Source organism: Halalkalibaculum roseum (assembly GCF_011059145.1).
Classification (GTDB): domain Bacteria; phylum Bacteroidota; class Rhodothermia; order Balneolales; family Balneolaceae; genus Halalkalibaculum; species Halalkalibaculum roseum.
In genome coordinates, this window is record NZ_JAALLT010000018.1 from 1 (window position 1) to 479 (window position 479).

The 479-nt window shown below is 59.9% G+C and carries 1 protein-coding gene; it reads left to right on the forward strand.

Features of this window, described 5'->3' with window-relative positions:
- On the forward strand, nucleotides 1–479 hold a 479-nt coding region (locus G3570_RS16300), incomplete at its 3' end, for a GTP-binding protein (protein ID WP_165143928.1).

Genomic DNA, 479 nt, shown 5'->3' on the forward strand with positions numbered 1-479 from the left:
ATGGCAAAAGAGACATTTCAGCGGAACAAGCCACATGTAAACATAGGAACGATAGGTCACGTAGACCACGGCAAGACGACCCTGACGGCGGCGATCACCACGGTGATGGCCAAGCACTACGGCGGGGTAGCCAAGCAGTTTGCCGACATTGACAACGCTCCCGAGGAGCGCGAGCGTGGGATTACCATTGCCACCGCCCACGTGGAGTACGAAACCGACAAGCGCCACTATGCGCATGTGGACTGCCCGGGCCACGCCGACTACGTCAAGAACATGGTGACGGGTGCGGCGCAGATGGACGGGGCTATTTTGGTAGTGGCCGCCACCGACGGACCGATGCCGCAGACCCGCGAGCACATTCTGCTGGCCCGCCAGGTAGGGGTACCCCAGCTGGTAGTCTTCATGAACAAGACCGACCTGGTCGACGACGAAGAGCTGATTGAACTGGTTGAGCTGGAAGTACGCGAGCTGCTGAGCTC